General features: G+C 61.4%; 17 protein-coding genes and 1 pseudogene. 1 reads left to right on the forward strand and 17 read right to left on the reverse strand.

Annotation, left to right across the window (positions count from 1 at the left end; all coding sequences use genetic code 11):
* Nucleotides 1–772, reverse strand: a pseudogene (locus VH564_RS17250) (efflux RND transporter periplasmic adaptor subunit); the annotation flags it as partial.
* Nucleotides 773–945: 173 nt separating this feature from the next.
* Between VH564_RS17250 and VH564_RS17255 the strand changes: the two are divergent.
* The gene (locus tag VH564_RS17255) at nucleotides 946–1506 is read left to right on the forward strand and encodes a TetR/AcrR family transcriptional regulator (protein WP_423341093.1); all 561 of its coding nucleotides are present in this window, start codon (nucleotides 946–948) and stop codon (nucleotides 1504–1506) included.
* A gap of 509 nt (nucleotides 1507–2015) precedes the next feature.
* Here VH564_RS17255 and VH564_RS17260 read toward each other — a convergent pair.
* The 16 genes from VH564_RS17260 to VH564_RS17335 all read right to left on the reverse strand — a co-directional run bounded on the left by VH564_RS17260 (nucleotide 2016) and on the right by VH564_RS17335 (nucleotide 19272).
* Nucleotides 2016–3041 (reverse strand): AMP-binding protein, encoded by a 1026-nt coding sequence (locus VH564_RS17260; protein ID WP_423341094.1) that lies wholly within the window; start codon nucleotides 3039–3041, stop codon nucleotides 2016–2018.
* A 190-nt stretch (nucleotides 3042–3231) separates the two neighbouring features.
* Nucleotides 3232–4551, reverse strand: coding sequence for a diguanylate cyclase (locus VH564_RS17265; RefSeq protein ID WP_423341095.1), 1320 nt, complete (start codon nucleotides 4549–4551; stop codon nucleotides 3232–3234).
* Nucleotides 4548–4907, reverse strand: a complete 360-nt coding sequence (locus tag VH564_RS17270) for a hypothetical protein (protein WP_423341096.1) — start codon at nucleotides 4905–4907, stop codon at nucleotides 4548–4550. The genes VH564_RS17265 and VH564_RS17270 overlap by 4 nt, the downstream gene beginning before the upstream one ends.
* 247 nt (nucleotides 4908–5154) lie before the next feature.
* Nucleotides 5155–6930, reverse strand: coding sequence for a putative bifunctional diguanylate cyclase/phosphodiesterase (locus VH564_RS17275; protein ID WP_423341097.1), 1776 nt, complete (start codon nucleotides 6928–6930; stop codon nucleotides 5155–5157).
* 164 nt (nucleotides 6931–7094) lie between these two features.
* Entirely contained in the window at nucleotides 7095–8111 is a 1017-nt protein-coding gene (locus tag VH564_RS17280; protein ID WP_423341098.1) for a GH25 family lysozyme, read from the reverse strand.
* A gap of 169 nt (nucleotides 8112–8280) precedes the next feature.
* Nucleotides 8281–8988, reverse strand: coding sequence for a hypothetical protein (locus VH564_RS17285; protein ID WP_423341099.1), 708 nt, complete (start codon nucleotides 8986–8988; stop codon nucleotides 8281–8283).
* Between the two features lie 5 nt (nucleotides 8989–8993).
* Nucleotides 8994–10520: a glycosyltransferase family 2 protein gene (locus tag VH564_RS17290; RefSeq protein ID WP_423341100.1), complete on the reverse strand. Its 1527-nt coding sequence runs from the start codon at nucleotides 10518–10520 to the stop codon at nucleotides 8994–8996.
* Nucleotides 10521–10538: 18 nt separating this feature from the next.
* Complete coding sequence (locus tag VH564_RS17295) at nucleotides 10539–11255, reverse strand: HAD family hydrolase (protein WP_423341101.1); 717 nt, start codon at nucleotides 11253–11255, stop codon at nucleotides 10539–10541.
* Entirely contained in the window at nucleotides 11252–11914 is a 663-nt protein-coding gene (locus tag VH564_RS17300; RefSeq protein WP_423341102.1) for a hypothetical protein, read from the reverse strand. The genes VH564_RS17295 and VH564_RS17300 overlap by 4 nt, the downstream gene beginning before the upstream one ends.
* A gap of 192 nt (nucleotides 11915–12106) precedes the next feature.
* Nucleotides 12107–12607 carry a hypothetical protein gene (locus tag VH564_RS17305; RefSeq protein WP_423341103.1) on the reverse strand — a complete coding sequence of 167 codons (501 nt, stop codon included), beginning with the start codon at nucleotides 12605–12607 and terminating at the stop codon, nucleotides 12107–12109.
* 159 nt (nucleotides 12608–12766) lie between these two features.
* The gene (locus VH564_RS17310) at nucleotides 12767–13219 is read right to left on the reverse strand and encodes an RpiB/LacA/LacB family sugar-phosphate isomerase (RefSeq protein ID WP_423341104.1); all 453 of its coding nucleotides are present in this window, start codon (nucleotides 13217–13219) and stop codon (nucleotides 12767–12769) included.
* Between the two features lie 39 nt (nucleotides 13220–13258).
* On the reverse strand, nucleotides 13259–14026 hold the full coding sequence (locus VH564_RS17315; protein ID WP_423341105.1) for a triose-phosphate isomerase: 768 nt from the start codon (nucleotides 14024–14026) through the stop codon (nucleotides 13259–13261).
* Between the two features lie 47 nt (nucleotides 14027–14073).
* The gene (locus VH564_RS17320; RefSeq protein WP_423341106.1) at nucleotides 14074–15006 is read right to left on the reverse strand and encodes a sugar phosphate isomerase/epimerase family protein; all 933 of its coding nucleotides are present in this window, start codon (nucleotides 15004–15006) and stop codon (nucleotides 14074–14076) included.
* A gap of 64 nt (nucleotides 15007–15070) precedes the next feature.
* Complete coding sequence (locus tag VH564_RS17325; protein WP_423341107.1) at nucleotides 15071–16582, reverse strand: glycerol-3-phosphate dehydrogenase; 1512 nt, start codon at nucleotides 16580–16582, stop codon at nucleotides 15071–15073.
* Nucleotides 16583–16664: 82 nt separating this feature from the next.
* On the reverse strand, nucleotides 16665–18233 hold the full coding sequence (locus tag VH564_RS17330; protein ID WP_423341108.1) for an FGGY family carbohydrate kinase: 1569 nt from the start codon (nucleotides 18231–18233) through the stop codon (nucleotides 16665–16667).
* Nucleotides 18234–18306: 73 nt separating this feature from the next.
* Nucleotides 18307–19272 (reverse strand): sugar-binding transcriptional regulator, encoded by a 966-nt coding sequence (locus VH564_RS17335; protein ID WP_423341109.1) that lies wholly within the window; start codon nucleotides 19270–19272, stop codon nucleotides 18307–18309.
* Nucleotides 19273–19535: the final 263 nt, after the last annotated feature.

Here is a 19535-nt window from a genome sequence, read left to right on the forward strand (position 1 = left end):
GTCTCGCCGAGTCCGACCTTGACCTTGATCGTTCCCATCGCGGAATCGATCGTTGGCGATACCTCGCGCACGGGCGCGTCGACATGGCGACTCGGGTCGGAAAGNCTGCATCGACCGGCTTGTTCTTGAGGAACAGCGATTCATAGACGTTGAAGACCGCATCGCGGGCACCGTCATGGGCGAGCGTAAACATCGTAGACGCAGCTTGGGCGACCTGGCCGACCTCGGCGTTGCGGGCGGTGATCACGCCATCGGCGTCGGCCCTTAGCTCCGTATAGGAGAGCGCGTCCTGCGCCGTTTCGAGCGAAGCTTCGGCCGATTTTGTGGTGCCCTGGGCCGTCAGCAGCGTTTCCTGCGCCTGGTCGAGCGAAGCCTTGGTCGTCACCTGCGTCTTGAACAGGCTTTGCTGGCGCTCGAATGCCAGCCGCGCCTGTGTCTCGGAGGCCTCCGCCGATTCCAGCGTCGCCTTGGCGACTGCGAGATCTGCCTTCTGCTCGGCGGGATCTATCCGCGCCAGCACCTGCCCTGCCTTGACGGCTGTGCCGACATCGACAAGACGCTCGATAATCTGTCCGCTGACCCTGAACGACAGGTCACTCTGGACGCGAGCGGCGATCTCACCTGTAATTGTATTGCTCTCGGCAACGGCTGCGGTTGACGCAACGACCGTTCCGACCATCTTCGGTTTAGCTTCGGTACTTTCCTGCTTCTCGCACGAGCAGAGCAACAAAGCAGCCGAAGCCAGAAGCGCAAGGCAAAACACGCTTTTCATGAACGGGCCTCTTGTTATCAGTGGGCTGCTGATATAATTGACTGACTCAATAGTCAATGGATATCTCTTCGAATTGTGTGTTGCTGGACGGCCATGCAGAAAGAACATACGCAATGACTAATGAAAATAAGCTAACGCGAGCGGAACAGAAAGCCCGCCGGCCGAAGCAGATATTGGATGCCGCATTCGAGGAGTTCGTTGAGCGCGGCTACGTGGCGACCCGTGTCGAAGATATCGCGGACCGCGTTGGCGTCACCAAGGGTACGATCTACGTCTACTTCGAGACGAAGGAAGAACTGTTCTCGGCGATGATCCGGCACATCTCCACCCCATTCGACGATATATTGGCCAGCGGAAGAGAGCTACAGGGAAACTGTGAACAGCGTTTGCGGGGCTTGATCGATATCTTTCACAGGAGTTTGGTCGAGGATCGCAAGGTACGGGAATTTTTGAGGTTCATCATTGCCGAGGGATCGCGATTCCCGCATGTGGTTGACGAGAACCACCGCAGATTTATCGATCCGCTGATCGAATTCATGCAATCCATCATCGACGAGGGCTGCCGCACGGGCGAATTCAGGGCCGGCCCAGGCGCTGTCGCGGACGTTGTCATGTCTCCGATCGTGCTCGCCATGATCTTCCGCCTGATATTCGATCAACGACGAGAGTCCAAGAACGGCACCGCAGTGGCCGCCCACCTCGACGTCATCTTCAACGGCTTGCTGCCTCACTAGCTGAACCCTTTCCCCGGCCCCCCTTGCGCTGGCCGGGCCATGTGAGATAATCGAACCGAACCGTTCGGTTCTATGTTAAGGAGCTAGCATGGGCGTCTCAGTCAAGCAACCACCCTGATCCGACGAAGAACTGACCGACAGTATCCGATGTGGATGCTGCAGGCGTCTTGGATGCCTTCGCATCTGCCTCCGGCTTTTTCCCACCGGACCACCATCTGCCCGACCGCCGACCGACTGCCGCTAGGCATCCTACTCCGCAGCCTTCGCCGATTGAATTTTGGAAGGAATACATATGGAACTGAGCAAGGGCGTCGCGCCCCAGTCAAGCAACAGGCGATCCGTGTGGGTCATCGCCCTCGTCATAATTCTAGCTTCCGCAGTTGGCGGGTGGTGGCTGGCCGAGCCGACGTCTGCCGATAACGCCTCCCAGATCCTGGCAACCGCGCCACCCGCTGTCAACGCCGCTGCTTCCGCGAAGGCGCCTTGATGGAGTGCGGGCGCAGGCGGAATTATCCGTTTGCGGGCGCCCTGGAGGGGAGGACGTCCCCGAAGGACCAGATGCGCGGGCACTCGATCATGGTCAGACGCTGGCGACACCACGTCTCCAGTTCCGGGCGCAGGTCATCCTCCAGATCGGACGAGACAGGAACGACGAAAGCCTCGAGGCATGGACCTGATGGCGTCACCGTGAGGTCAACGAACGCCGCTCTCACCGTTGGATGACGTTCCAACTCGGCCGCGATCCGCTGCGGCCAGACGTTGATACCTCCCACCTGCACGCCGCCGTCTCGCCTGCCGCCGACGGTGAACGTGCGCCTGCCCCGTCGTGTGAGGTGATCAAGCGGCTCGCATGATCGGCCGTTCCGATAAAGAAGCCCGACTTCAGCGGCCTCTCCGTCGTCGGTTTCGGCAAATCGCCACTGTGGCATAAGGGCAAATTCGCTCGAGGGATATCTGCGCCAGCCGATGCCGCCCGTCTCGCTGGAGCCATACAACTCCGTCATGCCGGCCATCCCGCGATCGTGGAGCGACGCGAGGAGAGATAGCGGACAGGGGGCGGTCGAGACGACACCTTCCACATCGGGCGGCCATGAGACGACCATTCGGTCTATTGCCGCCCATCGCTCGGGGAACGAGACGATGAGATCGCCGGGCATAAGCGCGCCGTTCATGAATTTCGGCGTGCAATTTGTGGCGGGTACCACATCCACCGCCAGCCGGTCGGCGACAAATGCAGTCAACAGACAGCCGTAGATATGATGGGCGGGTGCTAGGGCTAAGAGCCTTCGGCGCGTCTGGAACAGCTGCGCAAGGAAGTCCGCCTCTTCGGCGAGACTCTCGAGCTTGTGGACGCATCTCTTCGGAACGCCGGTTGAACCGGACGTCATGAACGTCATCTGCGACACGCCGCTGTTCCAAGCCGCCAGAATGATATCCAGCCAATCCCCGAACGTGTCGAGGGCCATCAGATCAATTTCGTCGGCGCTCTCGTGAAGGTGGAACATTTCGTTGATGGCAGCGGCGGTGGCCATCATCTCGAGGGAATCCAGGCCGAGGTGACCCCGTTCGCCACTGCTCAGCGATATCTCTTCCGGCCAGGATCCGACGGATGATCCCTGTAGTCGCGTGGCGCCGGACAGGCGTCGCCGGGAGGCTGCACGTTCAGCCTCTATCAAGGCTTGCAAGACGCGGGCGGTGGCTTTTCGGCTGAGCATCGGGGTGACGTCACGCCGTTCGAGCCGGGGCCCAGGCTATGCGGTTCCGGCCGGTGCGTTTTGCTTCGTACAGAGCAGCATCCGAGGCAGCCAGGATGGCTGCAGCACCTCCGGTCAAGCAAGGTCCCGTGGCACAACCGAAACTGGCCGTCACAACCAAGGCAGCCTCGCCAACCGATATAGGGGCTGTGGCAATGGCCTGGCGGACGCGCTCGGCCACACGTCTCGATTCTTCCGAGGTGGTGTCGGGCAAAAGGATTGCGAATTCCTCGCCGCCGATGCGTGCAAATATGTCGTGCGGCCTGACCGCAGCTTTGCAGGCATTCGAGACGGAGCGCAGAACTTCGTCGCCAACGCCGTGGCCGTACGTGTCATTGATGAGTTTGAAGTGGTCAATATCCAAGGTTATCATCGACAATGGCCGCGCAGCCTTCTGACATTTCAGAAATGCCTTCTCCGCGGCGTCGAAAAACGCGCCTCGATTGTAGGCACCGGTGAGATGATCCGTGCGCAACAGCCGTTTGAGTTCGAGCATATCATTGTCGCGACGCGCCACTTCGCGCAGAATAAACGTGTATCCTCGTGTGAAGGAGCCGTTGTCGGGAGATCGCTCGGCGCACACGGCGATCAAGCTCTGACACCAGTACCTCTCGCCATTGCTGCGCCGCGCCCAGCCTTCGCTGATCTGCCAACCGTCCCGCTCGGCTTGCTCCAGGCGTCGTTCCATCTTGGATGCGGCGTCGGCGGGGTCGGCCTCCACCAGGATCGCGACCGGCGAGTCCGTCAACGTCTGTTCTGCAAAGCCGGTCCGGTCCACCAGTGTCGAATTGACAGCCTGTATACGACCGTCGGTTCCGAGAGAAGCCACCCCGAATTCCTTGACGCCTTCGAGCAACGAGCCGAACCATGTCTCCGCCTCACGCAGGCGACGCTCCTGACGGACCTGCGCCGATACATCGGTGAGGGCAACCACGTATCGATTGGGGTTGAGCTTTATCACCGTGCAGCTCAGCACGCGCCGCTCGTCCGCGTTTACCTGGGAGGAAGGGTCGACATGAATGCGATGATGTTCGCAAATCGTGCCCCGGCGAGGCGTGAACTCATCGATCAGGCTGTGCAATTCGGGCGCAGCATCTTCAAGGGCAGTCAACAGGTTCGTCAACACGCCGTCCGTTGCCAACGGCATGAGAAGATTGCTCGCGAGGGGGGTCATCAACTCTATCGTCCCCTCATGCGTCATGTCGATCAGCCCGATCGGGCATGCATAGAGGAAATGGAGGAGATGTTCGTATTCGTCCTGATGCGGCTGTTCCATGGAGGCTTTGTTCATCGCTGTATCAGAATGTATCGGAGCGAAAACGCATTCCCTTTCAGTAGGCGAAGCTTCACCGGTGTGGGGCGCATTTTTAGCGTGAGGACGTAGGAGATGATATCGTCGATCTCAGGCTCATCCTCGAAGCGCTGCGCAACCATGAAATTGTTCATGCATTGCGCAATCTCATCGAAATAGTCAGTGCCGATCACAGTCTCGCGTCTCAGGCCCGCCAGTTCTCCTTCCCGAGCACTGTAGCGTTTGGTGACGCCGTCTGGAGTGAGACCCACGACACCGAAAGGAAGGCTGTCCAGTGCCTCATCGTTCATCCCCTCCAAAGTGCTTCCGGAAATTTCGCTGAACGATGCCGTCACCTGTAACTCCTGTCTCTCGAGCGTTGAGCAAGCACTGCTGTGTTCGCATCATCAGCTACGTGGCGGAGTATCTCAAATTGACAAGGGTGAGCAGAGACAAAGACTTAGCTCGCGGGAAACAATAAGAACCTGCCGCTGTTAAGTATGTTTCGATCCGCATCGACAGGAAGGCGCGTACGTGTCCCTGACAACCCGTCGGAATGGCCTCGGTCGCGCTGAACGGCGTCGACTGCGAGCAGGTGGGGGGTTACCCGGTGGCCCGCAGCGAATTGGTGTTGTTCAGTCCGTGCCAATCTTCGAATTCAGCAGGCTGCAGCGGTTTTGCGAAGAAATAGCCTTGGGCCTCGTCACACTTCATGGCAGCGAGGATATCGCGCACTTTCGCCGTTTCGACGCCTTCGGCCACCACCCGGTAGCCCATGTCATGCGACAGGGAAATCATCGACCGCACGAGATTGAGCTCCCGCATGCCGTCGCTGAGGTGTTTGATAAATGACTGATCGATCTTGACGACGCTTGCCGGCAAGATCTGCAGGTAGGATAGACTGCTGTAGCCCGTTCCGAAATCGTCGATCGCCAGCTTTATGCCGGCTTCGGCAAGCGCATTCAGCTTTTCCATGGCCCTTGAGGCATCCCTCATGATGGCACTCTCGGTTATCTCCAGCTCCAGCATGGAGGCCGGTATGCCGTGTCGCATCAGCGCCAGCGCCACCTGCTCGGGAAAATCCTCTTCCTCGAGGTTGGCCGCCGACACATTGACGGAGAGCGGCAAGCGCAGGCCGATATCCGTCCAGACCCTCGTCTGGCGGAGGGCCGTGTCCAATATCCAGGCGGTCATCTTCCGCACGTGCGGCGAATGTTCGACGATCGGAATGAACTCGCCGGGCGATATGGCTCCCAATTCGGGATGGGTCCATCGCAACAGTACCTCTGCCGCGATGCAGTGCCCGCTCGCCATGTCGATGCGCGGCTGGAACACGAGTGCCAGCTGATCATCGGCCTCGAGCGCCACTCCGAAGTCTTCAAGCAGCCGGTGGGCGCGCGCCTGTTTGGCGTGGCTGATAGGCGAGAACAAGCTCACCCGGGATTCCAACGAGCGAGCATCCTGGACCGCACTGTTCAACTCCCGCAGGAGTTGGGCTGGCGACTTCTTGCCGACGACGAAGGGCGTAAGTCCGATGACGGGCGTCATCGAGAAGCGGAGGCTGGAGGTTTCCTCTATCTGCATCAGCATAGTGGCAAGCTTGGACATGTATCGCTGCTTGCGAGCACCCTGCGGCGCGAGAAAGACAAATTGCGTCGGCGCGACGTGATAGGCGATCCTGCCGCCTGATAAAGCTGACTCGACGAGCCGGCCGGCACTGCGGACGCTGGCGTCGATGTGGTTGGGGCCCATGACCCTGACAAGATGGTCGATCTGTCCGCTCTCGGCGAGATCGACCATGACCACGAAGCGTTGAATGCCGCCGTGGTCATCACGCTCGAGATCGGAGAGGTCTTCAATGAACTGCGTGCGGTTGGGGAGCCCGCTAATGGGATCGATGCGCTTGATGGAGTGCTGCAGCTCGATCTGGGACATCACCATCGCGGCAAGGTCTCGAAGTCCCGCCATCTCCTGCGTCGTCACCGTCCGGGGCTCGGTGCCGAGTACGCACAGTGCTCCAAGCCCATACCCCTCCCGCGTCGTCAGCGGCATTCCCGCATAAAAGCGGATACCACTTTTACCGAGCGGGCTGTCGCGGTAGCAGGAGTCGGCAGCCATGTCCTCAATAACCAGCGCGTCTGTGCGTTCGGCCACCTCTGCGCAGGGGGCTCCTTCGCGCGGTATGGATGTGTGGTCTACACCGACGCGAGACTTGAACCACTGCCGATCTGTGTCGGTCAGCGAAACGGCGGCGATGGGAAGATTGAAAATCTGGCTGGCCATACGCGTGATGCGATCAAAATTTTCGTTTGGCGGCGTATCCAGGATGTTAAGCTTGGAGAGGACGTCGAGGCGGTCGTGTTCCAGCAGGTGTTTCATTGTCAATGCTCAAGCGGGCTTATGTTCAACTTGGAGCCTACGGCCAAGAGCTTATAAAACATGAAAAAAAGCCCCCGCCATTTTAGCAATGCCGGAAATTTAGCGATATCCTGTCAGAAAAATATCGCATGTTGTCACAGAGGAAGCCGGAATGATTCCGCCTGTCAGCGCGAGGCCACCCAGTTGTGCCATTCATCGCCGCTGCCGTGAAAGACGTTGAGGTCGATCTTGCCCTTGACCGCATCGGACAGTCCGGAGCCGGAATATTGCCAGAACAGCCATTTCCGCCCCGGATAGAGATCCGCCGGATGGGCAGCGACCGAGCGCAGCCAGAATGGATAGTCAAGCAGTTCGCCTTGGAGGTTGTCACGGTAGAAATCGGGCGCGGTATAGATGATCGGCCGGCGGCCGTAGTGGCGTTCCAGTTTTTCGGCGAATACCTTGATCTTTTCCAGCACCCTTGCGCGTGAAAGGCGCTGCTTGCAGGTCGATTCCCCGTTCCACTCGACGTCGATGACCGGCGGCAGGGCGCCGGCCTCCCTCGGTACATTGCGAATGAACCAGTCCGCCTGTTCGCCGGCTGTACGGCACCAGTAGAAGAAATGGTAGGCGCCGCGGCGTACGCCGGCCTCTTTTGCCTTGCGCCAGTTGGTCTTGAACATCGGATCCAGATGGTCGCCGCCGTCGGTTGCCTTGATATAGGCGAAGTTCGCGCCTTGGCCGCGCAATCTCTGCCAATCAATATCCCCCTGCCAGCGCGACACGTCGACACCATGGACCGCTAGCTTGCGCGGCGACGACCGGCCGAAATTGATGGGCTTGGCATCGCGGAAGCGATGCCCGTAGATCTGGCCATCGGAAAGCGACAGGGCCGGTGCCGTCGCGAATGCGCCGGGTCTTTCGGACGGGACCGGTCGGGCCACGCCGTTTGGCGCCAGCGACAGGGGCACCGGCGGAGCGACCGGCGCCGCGAAGGCCAGTTGCCCGCCGCGCGACGGCGCCGGCCTCGAAGTGCTTCGACCGACATTCGAAGGCGGCACCAAATTCGAGGGCACCGCGATGGACCCCGTGGTTTCCGGTGAGGGCGCGGCAGCGGCAACTTGTTCTGAGCTGGAGCGGGACGTGCAGCCGGAAGCGAGCAGGCACATCGAGATAATCGCTGAAAACGCCAATAAACGCATAAAGGAACCCGTACGCAGTACATATGCCTATTGGGGACGCGCGCCATTCCGAGCCCTTGCCACCAATTCCTAAGGATGGATTACCAAAAAAGACTGAATGCGATCTTTACAGATTCGAAAAAATTGCCGCGCGGCAGTGGACCCGAGCACGGCCGCACTGGGCGCGCAGCTATTTCATATCCCTGACATTGCGCACCGCTTGGGTGGTGACCGCAAGCGACTGGGCAAGAACGCCGTTGAAAAGCGGGCATACGAAAAACAGGTTGCGGTAGGTCTGTGAGCCGGCGTTTTCGAGGGCATGGGCTACGGCCTTCAACAAAACCGAGCCGGAGCGGAAGGCATAGGTTCCAGCCGATGCTTCGCTGGAAATCACGCGCTTTTCCGCAGCTTCCACCACCTGCCCGCGTTCGTCCCTGCGAAGATAGCTGTAGATCGGATTGGTGCTTTCGAAGGTCAATGCAAGGCCGCCGACATGCGCATTGCGCGCGAAATGAAGCGCCGGATCAAGGTCGGAGGTATAGAGGATATCGGCGAGGTCGACGATTACCGGCCCGTTGTCGGCACCGAGTTGCAGAGCGGCGCCCGCAAGGCTGCTGAGGGCGGCACCTGTGGTGAAGTGGGATAGGAAGACGACGCGGCAGCCGGGAAACCAGGATTGGAGGTGATGGCTTGCAAACCGCCGGGTCTCCTCCCGATCGTGCAGTACGAAGGCGTAATTCGAGGGCGCGGTGTCCCTTGCCCAGGGCCTCCGTTTCAGTGTCGCAAGCAGGAAGGGTTCGTCTTCGCCGATGTCGGCAAGCGCCTTCAGCGCGCCATCGTCGGAGACGAAATCCGGTCCAGCCAGCGGCACGACAATGGTGGCGGCGGGCACGTTCATGCGCGTCAGCCAGCCATGGCGAGGGGCGCGTCGGCGGAGGGCGGCGCACCGCTCGAGATGAGGAATGCTGTCAGATCCTCCGGCGTGCCGAGCCCTTTCATGGCGTCGGCGGCGACCTCGTAGACGCCGATCCGGGCGCCGTTTCGGATCATGTAGTTATAGGTCGGGCAGGTGTAGAACTCGTTGTTGACCCGGTCGTTGCAGGCGATCATGTCGACCGCTGCGCGTACGAAATCGGAACCGCGGCGGAAGAGGTAGATGCCGACCGTCGCCAGATCGGAAATCGCCCTCTTCTCGGCGACCTCGACCACCAGGCCGCGCTCGTCGATCCTGGCGAAAGACCACTTCGGGTCCATCAGGACATCGCGGAATACCAGGATAGACCCATCGAGATTGCGCTCGAGACAATCGTCGATGAAGGCGCTGCAGTCAAAATCAACCCACTGGTCCGAATTGGCGATCAGCAGTGGACGGTCGTTGTCGAAGCTGGTTCGTGCGAGCAGCACGGTGCAGGCGGTACCCTCGGTAAGGCGATCGACAGAACGTATGGTGGTGCCCATTCCGCGCAACAGCTGAACCTCGCGATCACAGGCCTTCATGTGCTCTGCCCGCAGCAGCACGGTGGGGCTGGCATTGGCGGGGCAGACATTGGCGATGACATGCTCGAGCATCATCTTGCCATCGACGTCGATGAACGGCTTTGGCTTGCCCCAATGCTGCTTGGCAAAGCGGCTGCCCTCGCCTGCTGCCGGAATGAGGACATTGATCGGTCGCTCATGGCTCGGCTGATCGCGCAGGCTTGCGGCCAGCTCGGTTGCGGCAAATTCGGCGATCTTCTCGGGCGAATAGAAGCTGTAATATTTCGAGGCTTCGATTTTTACGTAGGCGACCTCTTCGTCGCGCAGGATGATCTGGTTCAGGGCGGCGGAGAAGTAGTACTGCCCCTCGACGTCGTCACCGTTGAGGATCGCCCGCCGTGCCGCGGCGAAAAAGTCGCCGGCGCGCCTGAAATAATAGAAGCCGGCAACGGCGATATCGGAGGCGACACGCTTTTCAGCCGCCTGGGCAACACGCCCCTCGCCTTCCGGCACGACATAGCACCAGCGCGGATGGACGGAGCGGAAGGTGACGACGCCGGATGCCACGTCGTCCGTTCGAAACTTCTCCAGGATCTCCATCAGCGGGGCGTCGATGATCTGGTCGCTGTTGCAGATGACCAGTGGCTCGTCGAGGTCGAGCTCGTCCCCCGCCAGTAGCGCCGAGCACAGCCCGCCTTTGGTTTCGCCGATCCGCTGGATGACCTTCGTGCCGGGGCCGCCGACAATCATCAACGTCTCGTCCAGCGAAAAGCGCCGCGCGTCATCGGCCGAGATGATGAAGCAGAACCGAGCGCCTGAAATGGTGGACCGCAGCGCCGATACCACGCAATCGATCATCGGCTTGCCGGCGATCTCGATCAACGGCTTGGGGAAGAAATACTCCTGCTCCGGAAAGAACTGGGAGCGGCTGGCGATCGGCATGAGAATCTGCATAGCGAAATCCTGAGCGTGTTACGCTGTCTTGCGGAGGGAAACTGCCGGCTCGCCGCCATTGGCCGGTTCGGCGAGGGAAGCGGGAGACGCCTCCGCCAAAAGCCTGCCAACTTCCGCAAGTTCGATCTCGTTGATGCGCGCCATGATCCGTTCATAGGTCACATCGGCCGGTGTGCCGATGACAAGGACATGGCCGCCGCTCGCCCTGGCCGCGCGAATGCCATGCTCGTTGTCCTCGAGGATGAGACACTCGTGCGGCTCCACGCCGAAACGCTGCATGGCAGACAGATACATTTCGGGATCCGGCTTGGCCTTAGCCACGTCCTCGTTCGAGATGATTGCATCGATGAACGGCGACAAGGCCGCGAGCCGCATCATCACCTCGATGGAGTTGCGGATGGAGTTCGAGCAGACGGCGATTTTTAGTCCGGCCTTGTGCAGGCGCGACAGGGCCTTTTGATGATGGAAAACCGGCTTGCAGCGCAGATGCGTGAGCTCGATCGTGTAGTTCTGCTTCAAGCCGTTGAGGAGATCGTGCAGGCCGCGCGGCAGACCGTGGGAGGCCGTCAGGATCTCCAGCTTGCGCCGGGTCGGCAGGCCATCGAAGGTCGAGAGATGGGATTCGCGGCTGATTGTATAGCCGAACAGTTCCAGTGCCCGATTGAGCGCCTCGTAGTGCCAGTCCTTGGCGTCGATGAGAACGCCATCCATGTCGAACAGAACCGTTTTGATCACGAACGTGAACCCCCGAAGAATTGAGCTGCCTGATCTGGAAAGTCCGTGCAGAGCTGCAGCGAAGAGAGATCGACTCCGGAATGCTCGCGAAGCGAGGTCCAGATGGCTTCGTGCGGACGCTTGTGCAGTTCCGGCGACACGAAAGCGATCGGCTTGTCGCTCGCAGCAAGCCGCCCGGCGACGTCTATCTGCGCAAAGTTGCCAGTGAAATTGTCGAGCCATATGCCGGCGCATTCGGCGGCAAGTGCCGGCTCAGGCTCATATTCACTGACGCGACTGTAGACCGGCATGCCCGCCTTCACATAGGACAGCATGTCCGGGATGGACATGTCGAACATGAAGAAGCGCCTGATATCATAGGTCCGCAGAGCCCGGTCGCAAAGCGCCGCCAATCCGTCGGCCTTGATATTCAAGGCCAAGACGCCGGAGCAGCCATTTTTCGCATAGAGTTCGAGCAGCCACTCGAAGGGGATCACATCGTCGGAATGCTTTGGCGGATCATGGGAGATGACCAGCGTCCCGTCGAGGTCGCGGATGTCTGTTTCCAGACCGTAGCCATCGAGAATGGCGTTGGACAAGGCCTCGCGTGAATTACGCGCGACTTTGCCACCCCAACTGCCGCGATGGGCGAGAATGTTGCCTCTCGCGATCTGGCTCATGGCAAGCATTCCAGCTGCAGATTGCGTTCGCCCACGTCTTCCCCCGCATAGCCGTCAATCGACACGACCATGGGTCGTTCCATCTTCGCTATTTACAGCTAAGCGGCTTGTGCCAGGCTGGTGATCAGGTGAAATGAAATTTTGGGGATACGGTCGCATGACCGGAAAACGCACCTGATGCCAGGCAGTCGATCAGTTCGGGAGACTGTGGCCCGACTGTATTTCCGCGTCCGAAGAGTGCACATCGGCGCGTCGCTCGGCCATACGGGCAGAGGCGTCGAAGAGTTGCTTCAACTCCTCCTGCTCGCGATAGGCGGCAAGCCAGAGATTTTCGTTTGAAGAGGGTTCATCGGCGACCGTGTCTATCCAGGATTCCAGAGGATCTTCAGGCAGTTGATTGATCGTCCCTTGATCGGCAACGCCCTGAAACTGCGCAAGCAGGAGCCCGACTTTCTGAAGTTGAGCGCGTTGTTCCATCCTTGTCTCGTAAGCTATCAGCAACCTGAAGGCGTTGACGATCGTAGCCTTCGAAAGCGGCAGTTCATCGCCATCGAGGATCACGGTATCCGTGATCGGATTGGCTTTCAGATAGACGAGGAACTCCCGCACGGCCCGACCGGCGTGCAGCACGGCTGCGGCCTCGAAAGCGGGTTCGGATGTCGTGGTCGTCAGAGTTCGGTCGTGCAGGCCCATTTGTCCATCCTTCGCGTCACGCTCGTTAACGCATTGGAAAGGAATTGGTTCAATCGGTGGCCAATCGGGCGGGCGGTCGTTTGGTCGAGGCGAAATGCGCCCGGGACGTCCGGCAAAGAGCGGCGGCCCCAGCCCTGCTGAAGCCGCCGTGCAAGCTGCTTAGTCGCGGAACTTGGCGTCCAGCTCGTTGATCGCAGCGACGTTGGAGGCGCTGCGGCCGTTCTCGTCGAAGGTCTGAGCGAGATAGGCGTCGGCGATCGACTTGGCGACCTCGCTGCCGATGACGCGCGAGCCCATGGTGATGATCTGGGCATTGTTCGACAGCGCTGCACGCTCTGCAGAATATGTGTCGTGGCAAAGGGCTGCGCGAATGCCCGGCACCTTGTTGGCGGAGATCGAGACGCCGATGCCGGTGCCGCAGACCAGGATGGCGCGGTCATACTTGCCGGAGAGCACGTCGGCTGCAACGCGGGCCGAGAGGCCGGCATAGAATTCGTCGGAGCCGTCGGCCGGCTTCGAGACTTCGGACACCTCGTGGCGATCCTTCAGATATTCGGCAAGAACATGGGCGAGACCGTTTCCGGCGCTATCGCCAGCGATTGCGAGTTTCATGGGTTTTCTCCTTTTTCCAGTGAACTTAAATGGTGTCGATTAGAGCACCGCGCAAACGCGCGCCAGGATGTCGAGGTAGCCGGACACGTTCCAGGCCGAGCGGCCGATGAACAGTCCATCGATATGGGCACAGGCGGCCAGCTCGGCGCAGTTGCCGGGATTGACCGAGCCGCCGTAGAGGCAGGGAACGCGGCGGCCGAGCATATCTTCAGCGACCTTGATGATTTCAGCCTGACGGGCGTCGGCATAGTCGGCCCTGGCCGGAATGCCGTTTTCGCCGATCGCCCAGACTGGCTCGTAGGCGAGCAGGATGGGGGCTGCTTTTTGTTCCGGGCTCAGCTTTCCGAGCGCGCCTTGAACTTCCGCTGCCAGAACCTCGTCGGCCCGTCCGCTTTCACGGTCGGCCAGCGTCTCTCCGATGCAGATGAGCGGGATCATCCCGTGGCGCACTGACGCCTCGACCTTGAGGCCGACAGTCTCATCCGTCTCGCCGAAGAATTCCCGCCGCTCCGAATGGCCGAGCTCGACGACATCCATGCCGCAGTCGACCAGCATCAGCGGCGAAATCTCGCCCGTCCAGGCACCGGCTTCGGCCCAATGCATGTTCTGGGCGCCGACCTTGACGGCGCTGTCGCGCAGCATCGACTTGACTTCGCGGATTGCCGTGAAGGGCGGGATGACGAAACATTGCAGGCGGGGATCGTTGACGATATCGGCGCCGGCCAGGCCCTCGGCGAAGGCGCGCGCCTCGGCCAGCGTCTTGTTCATCTTCCAGCTGGTCCCGATCCAGAAGGGCGTCTGTGTCATTGTGCTATCTCCCGGCGCTCGTCTTGCGCTTCTGTGGTTTCAATGGGCTAGAGGTGCAGGTCCGAAATCCCGGTGTCGATGTGCGGTGCCCAGAAGGCGACGGACTCGGCGATCTGTTCGATCACCTGCCGGTCGTTCGGCTCGCGTTCCTTGAACGACAGCTCGAGGCAGATTTCGTTGTCCCTGGCTCCGCCCTCGGCAAAGGCAGCCAGCAAAGGCTCAGGCTGGATGCGTCCCTTGGCATTGAAGTCGGCCGTGAACGGGCGGTGGCCGCTCTTGTCCATCAGCGATTGCTTGATGTGAATGATCGGGGATACCGGTGGGACCGCGCGCGCCCAGGCATAGGGATCGATATCGTCTGCATTGCTGCTGGTGACATCGCCGTGGTCGATATCGGCCATCATCCACATCGGCACCGCCATGTTGGCGGCGGTCAGGCGGTCCTGAAGGGCGAGGCTGGCGGCGATGGTTTCGCCGAACTCCCGGCCGATCGACATCGGCTCCCAGAAGACATAGCTGAGGCCCGCCGCCTTGGCATGCTCGGCCACCTCTGCCCAGCAATCGATGGCAATCTGGATCAATTCCTCGCGCCGTGCCGCGTCGTCGAAATCGCGGTAGGTGAAAATCGCGAACTGCGTGCCGACCGAACTACCGCCGAGGTCGGCGGTGATGTCGGCGAAAGTCTTGAACCAGTCGACATAATAGCGCCGCACATCCCTGTCCGGATGACCGAAATGGTTCAGGCGGCCATAGGGCCCGGTCATGCCCGACGTCACGCGCACGCCGGTACGGCCCATCGCCTTGTTCATGTCCCGGGTCAGGCGCCGGATGACGGCAGCGGGCCACGAGGGATTGATGAACTCATGGGTCAGTTGCACGTCGCGGATCTTCAATTTTTGCGCGATGGCGTCGATCAGGTCGTCTGGTTCGGCGAAGCGGTTGACCAGCGGATTGGTGTTGAGCGACAGCGTCAGCCCCATCGGTGTCTCCTGTAAACGGTGCGCGGCCGGTCCTGCCCGCCGCGCGAAACCTGGCGAGCCCGGCTCAGGCCGAGAGTGCCATCTGGCCATCGAACCAGGCGGCAAATGCGGCTTTCTCGTCGGCGCTCATATGCAGACCGTGCTTGGTGCGGCGCGTGAGGATGTCCTCCGGCGTCTCGGCCCATTCCTGCGCCATCAGATAGCGCACTTCCGCCTCGTAGAAATTCGGGCCGAAATGTTGACCGAGCGCCGCGACAGACGTCGCACCGCCGATCAGCCTCGATGTGCGGGCACCATAAAGACGTGCGTAGTGGCGGGCCAGCCCGCGCGGCAGCCAGCCGTAGTCGCCCTGTAGCTTTTCCAGGAAGCGCGGCACGTCGGCGTTTTCGATCTCGCCGCCCGGCAGGACACCCTTGGCGGTCCAGTCCGGCCCCATCTTCGGGAAGGTCGCCTGCAACTTCTGAATCGCGTGCTCTGCCAGCTTGCGGAAGGTGGTGATCTTTCCGCCGAAGACATTGAGCAGCGGCGCGCCGCCCGTCGTGTCGAGGTCGAAGACATAGTCGCGGGTGACGGCGGAGGGATTGCCCTTGCCGTCGTCATAGAGCGGCCGAACGCCCGAAAATGTCTGCAGCACGTCTTCGCGGCGCAGCGTCTGTTTGAAATAGCGATTGACGGCGTTGAGCAGGTATTCGATCTCGCTTTCATCGGCCGAAACGGCTTCCGGTGCGCCGTCATAGGGAATGTCGGTCGTGCCGATCAGCGCCTTGTCACCTTCATAGGGGTTGATGAAGATCACGCGCTTGTCATGGTTCTGCACCAGATAAGCCTGCGGTCCGTCCCAGAATTTCGGCGTGATGATATGGCTACCCTTGACCAGACGGACGTTGCGGCTGGAATTGGTGCCGGCGACGCGGCCGATGATGTCGTTGACCCAGGGGCCGCCGGCATTGACCAGCGCCCGCGCCATGACGACCCGCTTGGCGCCGGTGCGCGTGTCGGTCATCTGCACCCGCCACAGATCGCCCTCGCGGCGCGCGCTGGTGCAGGCCGTGCGCGTCAGCACCTCGGCGCCGTGTTCGGCGGCATCCTTGGCATTCAGGACGACGAGGCGGGCATCGTCCACCCAGCAGTCGGAATATTCGAAGCCCTTGGTGTATTCATCCTTGATCGGCGCTCCCTCGGGGTCACGCCGGAGGTCAAGCGTCCGGGTGGCCGGCAGCTTCTTGCGGCCGCCGAGGTTGTCGTAGAGGAAGAGGCCGAGGCGGACCAGCCAGGCTGGCCGGTCATTGGGGCTGTGCGGCAGGACGAAGCGCATCGGCCAGATGATGTGGCTTGCCGAATTGAGCAGCACCTCGCGCTCGATCAACGCTTCGCGGACCAGGCGGAATTCGTAGTATTCGAGATAGCGCAAGCCGCCATGCACCAGCTTGCCGGAGCGCGACGAGGTGCCTTGCGCCAGGTCGTCCTTCTCGCAAAGGATGACGGATAGCCCACGGCCGGCAGCATCGCGCGCAATGCCTGCGCCATTGATGCCGCCACCGATGATGAACATGTCTACCGTCTGAATATCGCTCATCTGCATTCTCCTGCGGCATATGCCAATGTCTTGTTCCGGGTCTGCCGGATATGATTGTCTGGGGGACTTTTCCGAACGGGGATCACGCTGCACTCTCCTGCGCCGATGCCAGCAGGTCCCAAACGGGCTCCAGCGCCAGGCGGGCTTGCCGGTAGGCGGGGAACGTCCGATTATAGATCGGCACAAGCTCGGGGTCCGGGGCTGCGCCGGCGCCGAGAAGCGGCGTCACCCATTCGGCGATGCAGGCATCCATGTCCGGATAGATGCCGACCGCGACGGCGGCCATCATCGCAGCACCGGCGGCACCGGCTTCCTCGCGGGCGGAAACCCGCACGCTGGCGCCCGTCGCCGCGGCAAGGACGCCGCCCAGTGCCTTGGAGCGGGCCGCGCCGCCTGTCAGGCGCAGTTCAAGGGGAAGAGCGCCCATCGCCGAGTAGCAATCGCGCGCTGCCATGCCCAGGCCTTCGATGACGCTGCGCAGGAGATCCGGGTAGCGATGGCCGGCGCTCAGTCCGATGAAGCCGGCACGGGCGCTGGCATTGACGAAGGGACCACGTTCGCCGGCTTCGGAAATGTAGGGATGATAAAGGATGGCGCCCGGACGGCTGGCGGCCATCCAGCTGTCGATGCGGCCGACCATCTCGGCATGGGATGGGGAGATGCCGCCCTCGCCGATCAGATCGGCTGCCACGCGCAGGATCCAGTCGAGGTTCAGCGTTGCCGCCATGTTGGTCTGCATCTGCGTGACCATTCCGGGCACCGGCAACGCCATGATGTATCCCGTGCCCTCGGCATTCAGCCGCGCCGCTTCGGTCGATACGGGCCGCATGTGGACGCCGGTCGAGCCGATGACGGTGCAGGCGGCGTTGAGATCGCCGGTCCAGACCCCTGCCCCCATGCCTGTCATCACCATATCGACATAGCCGAGGCTGACGGGCGTGCCCTGCCTCAGCCCTGTCCGGGTGGCAGCGGCGGCGGTCAGCGGATGCGTGGTCTTGGTGCCGTCGATGATTTCGGGAAGAAGGTGCCGGCGGCCTGACAGCCCGAGCGCCGCGATCACCCCATCGTCGTAGGAGCGGCTGCGGAAATCGCCGAAGGTCCAGCAGGCCTCGGACGGGTCCGTGGCGCGAATGCCGGTGAGATTGAGATAGAGCCAGTCCTTGCAGTGCAGCGCAACTTCGGCCCGATCCAATAGTTCGGGCGCGGTGGCTGCCATATGGGCCATCTGCGCGCCCTGCTGACAGGTGTTGAGCCCAGTGCCCGTGGTCTCGAATCGCGAGCGTTCATCGGATGCATTGACCAGTCGGCGGACCGTGGGGGCAGCCCGCGCATCGAGCCAGATCCACGCGTCACTGACCGGTGCGTTGCCGGCGCCGACCAGCCATGTGCCATCGCCCTGGGCGGTCACAGCGACCGCGGCGGTGCGGGCGGCCAGCTCCGGTACCTTGTCGCCGAGCCCGCGGATTGCTGCCGCGCAATCGTCCCAGGTACGATCCAGTGGCTGGGTCGCCGATCCGTCAGCTCCGGAGGCATAGCGATTGGCAACCGACGACGCGGCGATCTGCCGGCCGCCGAGGTCGAAGGCGACGGCCTTGATCACCGACGTCCCGGCATCGATGCCGATCAGTATGTCCTGCCCGGCATCAGCCATGAAACGAAGTCCCTGCCGTGGCCGGGCGCAATGTCTTCCAGTCGTCCATTATGCGCTCCTCCTCGCCTGCCGCTCAGGCCAGATCATCCCGCACCAGCGTCTGCGCCGTGCGTTCGTCGGTAATCAGTCCCCGCAGAAAACCACTTCTGAGGACGGCATCGATGGCCGCGACCTTCTGTTTGCCGCCGGCGATGGCAACGATCCGGCGACCCCGCATGGCCTCGAGGCCAGGCGACAAAGTCCGCGCCGACAGCGATGTCTCGATCGGCTTGCCCTCGGCATCGAAGAAGTGTCCGAGCACTTCGCCGACGCCGCCCTTGGCCCTCACGTCGGCGATTTCGGCCGCCTCGATCATCTGCGACGCCACCAACTGGGTATCCGCTTCAGCCGTACCGATGCCGACGATCATCGGATCGGCGCGCTCCGCCAGGTCGAATATTTCGCGCACGCCGCGCTGCGACAGCAGCACCTCGCGATCCTCGACCGTGTTGGCAAAGAAAGGGATCGGCATGACGTAAGCCGCAGCGCCCGTCTTTTCGGTCAGCCGGTGCATCACGTCGTGCGGGTTGGCCGCGTAATTTCGGGTGACGCCCCCGAGCAGAGACACGAACCGGACCCGCGCCGCATCGGTCCGCGCCATCTCTGCGACAGCCGCTGCCAATGTCCGGCCGTGGCCGATGCCAATGACGCCGCCCTGAAAGTTCTCGATCTCGCGCTGCAGAAAGCCGGCGCCAGCCATGCCGAGCGCCTTCAACGGCAATCCCTGCTCGGCGAGATCGGGGACAACCTCCACATAATCCAGGCCGTAGCGGCTCTCCAGCTTGCGCTCAAACATGACGCATTCGGCAATGTCGCCTTCGATCGTCACCTTCACGGCGCCATTCTGGTTGGCGCGGGCGATCAGCCGGTGGGCCTTGACGCTGGTGACGCCGAGGCGTGTCGCGACTTCGGACTGCGTAAGGCCGGCGGCATAATGAAGCCAGGCCGCGCGGACCGCGAGGCTGTCTTCATTGTCGCGCTTATCGGCAGATCGCGCCATCGCCCGGATGCCTCGCTTTGCTTTTGAAATTAATGGTAGCTCGTGTAATTTTTTGCACTCTTTCATAACACAAGTCAAGATTATCACATGGACTATCTCATAGGAAAGTCGCGCTTCTCTCGCGCGCGTCGTTGGGGCCGCATGCCTCACGCCGCTGCCGGGCAGAGGTAAAGCCATGATGAGAGAAATGTCATCGCCATGGTCGAATTGTGTCTATTTTATAGGCTTTTATGCTAAATGGTAGCGCAGCAACTCTCGTTTTT

The sequence above is a fragment of the Rhizobium sp. HT1-10 genome, assembly GCF_049472505.1.
Taxonomy (GTDB): domain Bacteria; phylum Pseudomonadota; class Alphaproteobacteria; order Rhizobiales; family Rhizobiaceae; genus Rhizobium.